Source organism: Streptomyces sp. NRRL F-525 (assembly GCF_000716605.1).
Lineage (GTDB): Bacteria > Actinomycetota > Actinomycetes > Streptomycetales > Streptomycetaceae > Streptomyces.
Window position 1 is genome coordinate 97,193 of the sequence record NZ_JNXE01000036.1, and the last position, 9,122, is coordinate 106,314.

8 protein-coding genes and 1 tRNA gene are annotated in these 9,122 nt (G+C 72.0%); 2 read left to right on the plus strand and 7 right to left on the minus strand.

What is annotated here, in order from left to right; all coding sequences use genetic code 11:
• Positions 1-5: 5 nt before the first annotated feature.
• Both OO69_RS37385 and OO69_RS37390 read right to left on the minus strand, forming a co-directional pair.
• The gene (locus tag OO69_RS37385; protein ID WP_033285373.1) at positions 6-1,244 is read right to left on the minus strand and encodes an HTTM domain-containing protein; all 1,239 of its coding nucleotides are present in this window, start codon (positions 1,242-1,244) and stop codon (positions 6-8) included.
• The gene (locus tag OO69_RS37390; protein ID WP_033285374.1) at positions 1,241-2,221 is read right to left on the minus strand and encodes a DUF5819 family protein; all 981 of its coding nucleotides are present in this window, start codon (positions 2,219-2,221) and stop codon (positions 1,241-1,243) included. Before OO69_RS37390 ends, OO69_RS37385 begins: the two co-directional genes overlap by 4 nt.
• Before the next feature lie 439 nt (positions 2,222-2,660).
• Between OO69_RS37390 and OO69_RS37395 the strand changes: the two genes are divergently transcribed.
• The gene (locus OO69_RS37395; protein WP_033285375.1) at positions 2,661-3,794 is read left to right on the plus strand and encodes an acyl-CoA dehydrogenase family protein; all 1,134 of its coding nucleotides are present in this window, start codon (positions 2,661-2,663) and stop codon (positions 3,792-3,794) included.
• Between the two features lie 50 nt (positions 3,795-3,844).
• On the opposite strand, the gene OO69_RS37400 is transcribed toward OO69_RS37395, so the two are convergent.
• From OO69_RS37400 to OO69_RS37415, 4 genes are all read right to left on the minus strand, one after another.
• A complete protein-coding gene (locus tag OO69_RS37400) occupies positions 3,845-4,174 on the minus strand; it encodes a rhodanese-like domain-containing protein (protein WP_033285376.1) in 330 nt (109 codons plus the stop codon).
• 14 nt (positions 4,175-4,188) lie between these two features.
• Positions 4,189-5,280, minus strand: a complete 1,092-nt coding sequence (locus OO69_RS37405; protein ID WP_037831867.1) for a J domain-containing protein — start codon at positions 5,278-5,280, stop codon at positions 4,189-4,191.
• A gap of 454 nt (positions 5,281-5,734) precedes the next feature.
• On the minus strand, positions 5,735-7,153 hold the full coding sequence (locus OO69_RS37410; protein ID WP_033285378.1) for a DUF2252 domain-containing protein: 1,419 nt from the start codon (positions 7,151-7,153) through the stop codon (positions 5,735-5,737).
• A gap of 286 nt (positions 7,154-7,439) precedes the next feature.
• Positions 7,440-7,805 carry a winged helix-turn-helix transcriptional regulator gene (locus OO69_RS37415; protein WP_033285379.1) on the minus strand — a complete coding sequence of 122 codons (366 nt, stop codon included), beginning with the start codon at positions 7,803-7,805 and terminating at the stop codon, positions 7,440-7,442.
• Positions 7,806-7,994: 189 nt separating this feature from the next.
• Between OO69_RS37415 and OO69_RS37420 the strand changes: the two genes are divergently transcribed.
• A complete protein-coding gene (locus tag OO69_RS37420; RefSeq protein WP_033285380.1) occupies positions 7,995-8,648 on the plus strand; it encodes an FMN-dependent NADH-azoreductase in 654 nt (217 codons plus the stop codon).
• Between the two features lie 163 nt (positions 8,649-8,811).
• Here the strand turns inward: OO69_RS37420 and OO69_RS37425 are convergent.
• Positions 8,812-8,895: transfer RNA gene (locus OO69_RS37425), tRNA-Leu, on the minus strand.
• Positions 8,896-9,122 lie beyond the last annotated feature (227 nt).

Genomic DNA, 9,122 nt, shown 5'->3' on the forward strand with positions numbered 1-9,122 from the left:
GCAGCCTACGTGGGTGTGCTGCGGCTCTCCGGAGCTACGTGGGCGGGCTCGGGGTCCTCCGGTAGCGGGACGGAGTCGCCCCCTTCGGGGAGCGGCGTTGGGCCGCCCGCGGAAAACAGCCGTCCACGCGCGTGTGCCGCCCAGCCGCCGAGCCGGAGCAGGAACGACGTGGGCAGGAAGACCGCGTCCGTCGCGATCATCGCGAGGGAGAAGAACGGCAGGCCCAGGAGGACGGCGATCGCGGCGTGCTCGGTCATCATGAGGGCCAGCAGGACGTTCTTGACGCGGCGGTTGAAGAGCGTGAACGGGAAGGCGACCTGGACGATCACGGTCCCGTAGGTCACGAGCATGACCATGGTGCCGTTGCCGGCCAGCACGTTCGCGAGGGCGGGCCAGGGGGAGAAGTAGTCGAGGTGGAGCGGGTAGTAGACGGCGGTGCCGTCCTGCCAGCGGGAACCCTGGATCTTGTACCAGCCGGCCGTCGCGTAGATCAGGCAGGCCTCGCTCGCGATCACGAACAGCGCGCCGTTGTGGATCACGTTCGCGACGATGTCGAGCAGCACCCGGGGCTCGTACGACTTCGCGTACCGCCCGATGACCCACCACAGGGCCTGCGCCAGCCAGACGCCCCACAGGAGCGCGGGCACGAACCAGTCGCTGTCGAACCGGCCCCCCGCGGTCACCGCGACCAGCGTCGCGCCGAGGACGACCCACAGGACGGGCCCGACCCGGTCGGGAATCCACTCCCCACGCGTGCGTGCCTCCCGCGTACGCGCGGCCCGGCGCGCGTCGAGGGACCAGACCTGGCCGCAGCGGGTGAACACCAGGTAGAGGGACATCAGGTGCAGGACGTTGTCGCCGCCGTCGCCCATGAAGACACTGCGGTTCTGCAGCGAGAGCACGCCGACCATGAAGAGCACGGACATCGTGCGGGTGCGCCAGCCCAGGAGGAGCAGGACGCTCGCCAGCACGGCCAGCGCGTACACCGCCTCGAACCAGAACTGCCCGTCCCACCACATCAGGGCGGTGAACGCGCCGTTGTCCGCGACCAGTTGGCGGGCCAGGTCCCAGCTCCAGGGTCCGTCGGGGCCGTAGAGCTCCTGGCGGTGGGGCAGTTCGCGGAGCAGGAACAGCAGCCAGGTGCCGGCGAAGCCGATGCGGATCACGGCGCTCTGGTAGGGGCCCAGGGCCGACTCGGTGACGCGGGCGATGCCTCGGGAGACCGAGACTCCGAAGTCGTTCACCGGACGCCTCCCGCGGCCTCGTCCGCCGGGACCGGCCACCAGGGCAGCAGGCGGTACTGGGGGGTGGTCGACACCTGCTCGTCACTCCACTCGGGCGGGGGCACGTTGGTGGTGCGGGAGCGGACCTGGACGCGCTGGACGGCGCCGCCCTTCCCGGCCGCGTCGTCCCGGTCCAGGCGCAGCACGACGATGCGCCGCAGATACGTCTCCGCGAGGGTGCCGCGCAGGCCGATCGGGCGGTTGGCGTTGTCGTGCGTGGCGGTGAGGAAGTCCCAGGCCCGGCGCAGTTCGTTCTGCTCGGTGTGGCTCGGCAGCAAATTGCCGTCGATGGCCGCGCCGTCCTCGGCCGACAGGTCGTACCAGCCCGTCGTACGGGTCGTGCCGTCCGCGCTGCGGACATCCGCGCGCACCTGGACCTCGATGTTCTGCTGGAGCGGGTTCGGCGCGAAGAGCTTCCAGTTCTGCTCGAACTCCGGGTAGATCCACTCGTCGATCGCCTTGCCGTGCTGCTTCGTCACCGTGTTCGACGGCGCGACGTGCAGGAACACCATCCCGAGATGGACGAGCGCCGCCACCGCGACGACCGCGACCGCCAGCGCGGCACCGACCTGATAGCGCAGGGACAGCGCGGCGACGCCGATACGGGCGTCGGGGTGTGCGGGGACGGTGGCGGGGGCGTCCGCGGGGTCGGTGGGACCGTACGACGGCTGCGGCTGCGGCTGCGGCTCTGACTGTGGCTGTGGCTGCGCCTCTGGCTCGGGCGGGGGCGGGTGAGGGGGCTGCTGGGCGGGCACGTGCGGCCATCCGGAGGCGGTGGACGTGTGCGGGCCCTCCGGGGTGGCAGGCGGGGGCGGGCCCTCGGGTACGACCGGCGGGCGCGGGCCCTCAGGTGCGACCGGCGTGCCTGGCACCTCGTCGGAGGCAGGCGTGCGCCCGCTCTCCTCGGGGGCGTTCGAGCCTCCGTCGTTCGCGTCCATTCCGCCCCGTTTCCGAGTCCCGTCCGTCCATCGGCCACCGTCCACCACGCCCGCCCGGCCGCGGGGCCCGGCACCGCTCCACGCCTATCACTCCCCGGCGCCGCACGGAACGGTACTCAGGGGCACGCCCCGGGCACAGCCCCCTGCCTCACCGGCCACACAGGTTGTCCACAGCGGCTGCCCGCAGGTTATCCACAGCCGTTGACACCTCTCCTCGGCGCATCCCACCATGGAATCCCCGAACCGAACGATCGGTCGTCCGGCGACTCCCGCGGCCGGGTGCCGAACGACCTCTCGATCGCCAGTACACACCTGGTAGTGCATACCCAGGAGGTGCGCCCGTTCCCTTCTTCTAGAACCTGTTCTATCTTGACGCTCCGTCAGATCTGGTCGGACGTCCGGCTGTTGGCCGGTGCGCGCGTGCGGAAGGGCAGGGACCGTGGACTTCACCTTCAGCGAGGAGCAGCAGGCGGCGGCCGAGGCGGCGGCGGGGGTGTTCGCCGATGTCGTGCCGGACGGTGTGCCCAGCCCGGCCGACACCACGGGCGCCGTAGCCGAGGACTTCGACCGCGCGCTGTGGGCCAGGCTCGCCGAGGCGGACCTGCTGAGCCTGCTGCTCGACGAGGCGTACGGCGGCGCGGGCCTGGACGCGATCGCCCTCTGCCTGGTGCTGCGGGAGTCGGCGAAGGTGCTGGCCAGGGTGCCGCTCCTGGAGAGCAGCGCGGCCGCGGCGGCCGTACAGGCCTACGGCGGCGAGGAGTTGAGGTCAGCCCTGCTCGCCCGGGCCGGCCGCGGCGACCTCGTGCTGACCGTCGCCGCGCACGGCCGCACCGGCCACGACCCGGCCGAACTCGCCGTGACGGCACGGCGGGACGGTGACCGGTGGGTGCTGGACGGGGTGCAGACCGCGGTGCCGTGGGCGCACACCGCGGACCTGGTCGTCGTACCGGCGCACACGGACACCGGCCGGACCGTCCTCGCGCTGGTCGCCCCGGACCGCGAGGGCGTCGTCCTCGCCGAGCAGATCTCCACCACGGGCGAGCGGCTCGGCGAACTGCGCCTGGAATCCGTGCCGATCGCGAGGGTCGACGTCATCGACGCCGACGGCGCCTGGGAGTGGCTGCGCGACCTGCTGACCGCCGGGACCTGCGCGCTGTCCCTCGGCCTCGGCACCGCGGTCCTGCGCATGACCGGCGAATACACCAGCAGGCGCGAGCAGTTCGGGTTCCCCGTCGCGACCTTCCAGGCCGTCGCCGTACAGGCCGCCGACCGCTACATCGACCTGCGCGCGATGGAGGCCACCCTGTGGCAGGCCGCGTGGCGGATCGCCTCGGGGGCATCGGGCGCGCTGCCCGCCGCCGCGGACCTGGCCGTGGCCAAGATCTGGGCGGCGGAGGGGGTACGACGGGTCGTGCAGACCGCGCAGCATCTGCACGGAGGGTTCGGCGCCGACACCGAGTATCCGCTGCACCGGTACCACGCCTGGGCCAAGCACCTGGAGCTGTCGCTCGGCCCGGCGGCGGCACACGAGGAGGCGTTGGGGGATCTGCTCGCGGCCCATCAGCTGGGCTGAACCCCGCCTGCGACCACCGCAGTTGCAGCTGTAGCCGTAGCCAGCTGTAGCTACAGCACGAAACCCGGCTGGCCCTCGTCCGTGACGACGGGTCGGCCCGCGGCGGCCCACACCTGCATGCCGCCGTCGACGTTCACGGCGTCGATGCCCTGCTGGGCCAGGTACATCGTGACCTGGGCCGAACGCCCGCCGGAGCGGCAGATCACATGGACCCTGCCGTCCTGCGGCGCCGCCTCGGTCAACTCGCCGTACCGGGCGACGAATTCACTGATGGGGATGTGCAGCGCCCCCGTGGCGTGACCCGCCTGCCACTCGTCGTCCTCGCGGACGTCCAGCAGGAAGTCGCCGTCCTTGAGGTCGCCGACCTCGATCGTGGGCACACCAGTTCCGAAACTCATGGCCCGACGCTACCCGACGGACCTTCCGTCGCGTGCGGCTGCGAGAGCAGGTTCGCCAGCTCCGCCTCCCGCTCGGCGACCTGGGCGAGCAACTGCTCGGCGATCTCGTCGAGGAGACGGTCCGGGTCGTCCGGGGCGATGCGGAGCATGGAGCCGATGGCGCCCTCCTCCAGCTCGCGGGCGACCAGGGTGAGGAGTTCCTTGCGGTGGGCGAGCCATTCGAGGCGGGCGTAGAGCTCCTCGCTGGGGCTCGGGCCGCGCTCCGCCGGGACCGGTCCGGCGGCCCACTCCTCGGCCAGCTCGCGCAGCAGCGGGGCGTCGCCGCGGCTGTAGGCGGCGTTGACCCGGGTGATGAACTCCTCGCGCCGCTTGCGCTCGTCGTCGTCCTGCGCCAGGTCGGGGTGGGCCTTGCGGGCCAGCTCGCGGTAGAGCTTGCGGGCCTCCTCGCTGGGGCGCACCCGCTGCGGGGGCCGGACCGGCTGGTCCGTGAGCATCGCCTCGGCCTCCGGGAACAGGCCGCTGCCGTCCATCCAGCCGTGGAACAACTCCTCGACCGCGGGCATCGGCATCACCCGGGCCCGCGCCTCGTCCGCCTTGCGGATGTCCTCGGGGTTGCCGGTGCGTTCGGCCAGGGCCTCGGCGATCCGGGCGTCCAGCTCGTCGAGGCGGGTGTACATCGGGCCGAGCTTCTGGTGGTGCAGCCGGGAGAAGTTCTCGACCTCGATGCGGAAGGTGTCCACCGCGATCTCGAACTCGATCAACGCCTGCTCGGCGGCGCGCACGGCCCGCTCCAGCCGTTCTTCGGGCCGGGGGGCGGCACCGTCGACGGGGTGGGCGCCGGTCTGGTGGGCATCGGTGGGAGGGGCCTCGGTGGGAGGGGCCTCGGTCGGATGGACGTCGGCATCACGGGAGTCGGTCTCAGGCGAGTCGGCATCACGGGAGTCGGCCGCACCGCCCTCGGTGCCATCGCTCACGGAACCATCGCCCGCCACGGCTCCGGCGGCGGACGGCACCTCGGCGCCCGTCTGCTCCGGCACCGGTTCACCAACGGGCGCGGACTGGGACTGCTCAGCTTCCGGGGTCGTCACCTGCCCAGCGTAGGCCACGGCCCGACGGGCGACGGGGCGTCGGCTGTACGGGGCCTTGTGGACGACGGGTGACCTCGCCAACGGTGGGGCGTTGGCTGTGCCGGCCATGCCTGATGTCGGTTCTGCCGGCGGTGCCTTAGGTCGACGGGGCCGTCGGTGTCGGCGGTGCCTTGTGAACGGCGGGTCATGTCGCCGCCGGTGGGGGTCCCGCCTTGCAGCCAGTGCGGGTGCCGCCTCGCCGCCAGTGCGGGTGCCGCCTCGCGGACAGACGGTCCGAGGTACCTCGCCGCCCCGATCAGCTCCCCCGCCCGCGATCACAGCGGGCACCCGCACCTGCACCCGGTCACCGCTCACCACTTCCCGCTCACGGCTCCGGCTCCGGCTTCCAGCTCACGGCTCCGGTTCCGGCTCCCGGCTCCCGGCTCCCGGCTCCCGGCTCCCGGCCCCCAACCGCCTACACCCCCATCTCCGCCGCGATCCGCCCCGCCCGCACCGCCCCCACCAACTCCGCGTGGTCCGCCTCGGTCCGGTCGGCGTAGGCCACGGCGAACGTCGCTATCGCCTCGTCCAGTTCGTCCTTCTTGCCGCAGTACCCGGCGACCAGGCGCGGGTCGGCACTGTGGGCGTGGGCCCGGGCCAGGAGGGCGCCGGTCATGCGGCCGTAGTCGTCGATCTGGTCGGCGGCGAGGGCGGCGGGGTCGACGCTGCCCTTGCGGTTGCGGAACTGCCGTACCTGGAACGGGAGTCCGTCGACCGTCGTCCAGCCCAGCAGGATGTCGCTGACGACCTGCATCCGCTTCTGGCCGAGCACCACCCGCCGACCCTCGTGCGCGACGGACGTCGCGTCGAACCCGGCGGTCAGCAGATGCGGGACCAGCGCCGAGGGGCGGGCCTCCTTGACCTGGAGGACGAGGGGTTCGCCGCGGTGGTCCAGGAGCAGCACGACGTACGACCGCGTGCCCACGCTGCCCGTGCCGACGACGCGGAAGGCGACGTCGTGCACCGTGTGCCGGGCGAGCAGCGGGAGGCGGTCCTCGGAGAGCGTGTCCAGATACTCCTCCAGGGACGCCGCCACCGCCGCGGCCTCCGCGTCCGGGATCCGCCGCAGCACCGGCGAGGCGTCGACGAAGCGCCGACCGCCGTCCTCGGCCGCCTCGGTCGACCTGGCCGCGAACCGTCCGCTGGTGTTGCCCCTCGCCTTCTCGGAGACCCGCTCCAGCGTGCCGAGCAGGTCACGGGCGTCGGCGTGGGAGACCAACTCCTCGTCGGCGATGGCGTTCCACGCGTCCAGCACCGGGAGCTTGGCCAGCAGCCGCATGGTTCGGCGGTACGAACCCACTGCGCCGTGCGCCGCCGTACGGCAGGTGTCCTCGTCGGCGCCGGCCTCCCGGCCCGCGAGCACCAGCGAGGCGGCGAGGCGCTTGAGGTCCCACTCCCAGGGGCCGTGCACGGTCTCGTCGAAGTCGTTGAGGTCGATGACCAGGCCGCCGCGGGCGTCGCCGTACAGGCCGAAGTTGGCCGCGTGGGCGTCGCCGCAGATCTGGGCGCCGATCCGGGTCATGGGGGTGCGGGCGAGGTCGTAGGCCATCAGTCCTGCCGAACCGCGCAGGAACGCGAAGGGTGTGGCCGCCATCCTACCCACCCGTATCGGCGTGAGCCCGGGGATGCGGCCGCGGCCGGACTCCTCGACCGCGGTGACCGCGTCGGGGCGGGAGACGTCCAGGTCGAGAGCGGCATGCGCGCTGCGCGGAACGCTCGCCCGCAGCGCCTTCCCCTCCTCCTTGGGCGACCCCTCCACTGGCCAGGTGGCGAACCCCCGCACCCCGGGCAACCTGCGCCCCGCACCGCCCACACGGATACCAGCCTCGGTCATACCGACCGCCTCCCCCGTACACACACCCACGCTCACACGTGCGCTCGTCCGAACATCAACTCGCGACGACCGTACAACCGGCGGCGAAAACACGTCAGACCCTGTGGACAACTCCGCGGCTGTGGAAAACCGATGCCGATCGAGTCTCATCGGTACCAATTGAGGCCCCACCGCTGCCGATCGACGCCTCAGGAGTGCAGATCGAGGCCCCAGCGATCAGCGCCCCCGCCCAACCCGGCGGTACACCCCGACCTACCCGGGCCCACCCCGCCCTGCCTGCCTCGACCTAGCACTCGCCGCCCGACTGCCACCCCTCACGCAGATGCACCTGCGCCCACGCACCAAGTTCCCGAAGTGCCGGTCCCAGCGCCTTCCCCGACTCCGTCAGCCGGTACGAGACGCGCAGCGGCGGGCCCTCGTCGACCTCGCGGACGAGCAGCCCGGCGGCGCCGAGTTCCGTGAGGCGGTCGGAGAGCATGCGTTCGCTGATGCCCGGGATCGCCCGGCGCAGGTCGGCGAAGTGGACGGGCTGCGCCATCAGGACGGCCACGATCGGCCCGGTCCAGCGCTTTCCGAACAGCTGGAAGACACGGGTGATGCCGTCGTCGACCTTCTTGCACTGATCCGTGCCGTGACTCTGCTCGACCGCCATGCCCTCAGGGTACTGCCCTCCCGTACGGGGATGAAAAAAAGTAAGCACCTGTGTTATTCATAGTCGAGTACGAAAGCTCAGCTACTGAACAACGCGACGGGCCTGCCGTGCCCAGCAGGCGCTCACCACCCGTTCGACGCCTCGTCCGGCACCCGTTCGGCACCTCGCCGACACCTCTTGGAGACCCCCATGGCCACGCTCCTGCACATCGACTCGTCCGTGTTCCCCGCCGGCGCCTCCGCCTCCCGCGCGGTCGCCGACGCCTTCCGCACGTCCTGGGAGGAACAGCACCCGGAGGGCACGGTGATCCACCGCGACCTCGCCGCGAACCCCGTTCCGCACATCACCGTCGACGCCCACACCGCCGGCTTCGCCGACCCGGCCACGCACACGCCCGAGCAGGCGGCGGCCTTCGCCGAGCGCGTGAAGCTCATAGAGGAGCTGGAGCAGGCGGACGCGGTGCTGATCGGCGCCCCGATGTACAACGCCACGATCCCCTCGACCCTGAAGGCCTGGCTGGACAACGTGATCCTGATGGGCCGCACCGCCGGGACCGAGGACTCGAAGCTGAAGGGCATCCCGACCGTCGTGATCGCCAGCCGCGGCGGCGCCTACGGCCCGGGCACCCCGCGCGAGGGCTACGACTACGTCCAGAACTACCTGAAGGCGGTCCTCGTCGACGCCCTCGGCCTGGACGCCGAGTTCATCGTCCCGGAGCTGACCATGGCCCCCCAGAACCCGGCGATGGCCGACCTGGTCCCGCTCTACGAGGCGTCCCGCGAACGCGCCCTCGGCGACGCGGCCACCAAGGCCAAGACCCTGGCGGAACGCCTGGCGGCCTGACCCGACGCCCGGGCCCTGCCTCCGCTTCAGCCTCTACCTCCGCCTCAGGTAAGGACAGCGTGTGATTGTCCTCACCTGAGGCGGAGATCACCGAAGCATCACCGGAGCTGGTACAGCACACGAAGAAGCCCCTCAGGTCTGAGACCTGAGGGGCTTCTGTCTGTGCGCGAGGGGGGAGTTGAACCCCCACGCCCTTTCGGGCACTGGAACCTGAATCCAGCGCGTCTGCCTATTCCGCCACCCGCGCATTGGGTGTGTCCTCGGGCCCTTCCCCTGGGGGGCTGGCGCCTTCCGACATGCAGAAGATTAGCACGGTGCACGGGGTGGATTCACATCCCTTTCCCCTGGGCAGGACCCCCCGTTCCCGCGAGCGGGACACCCCGCGCGAGGCCCCCATCAGGGGTCACCGGCTCGCACCCGCCCCTCCCACCGACCCCCGCCGACCCCTGGCCGGACCCCACCACCCCCTCCGAC

Bases quoted from the DNA above. Each gene is read 5' to 3' on its own strand.
- OO69_RS37390 (WP_033285374.1), bottom strand. From the start codon at position 2,221: ATGGACGCGAACGACGGAGGCTCGAACGCCCCCGAGGAGAGCGGGCGC.
- OO69_RS37410 (WP_033285378.1), bottom strand. From the start codon at position 7,153: ATGACCGAGGCTGGTATCCGTGTGGGCGGTGCGGGGCGCAGGTTGCCC.
- OO69_RS37415 (WP_033285379.1), bottom strand. From the start codon at position 7,805: ATGGCGGTCGAGCAGAGTCACGGCACGGATCAGTGCAAGAAGGTCGAC.
- OO69_RS37420 (WP_033285380.1), top strand. From the start codon at position 7,995: ATGGCCACGCTCCTGCACATCGACTCGTCCGTGTTCCCCGCCGGCGCC.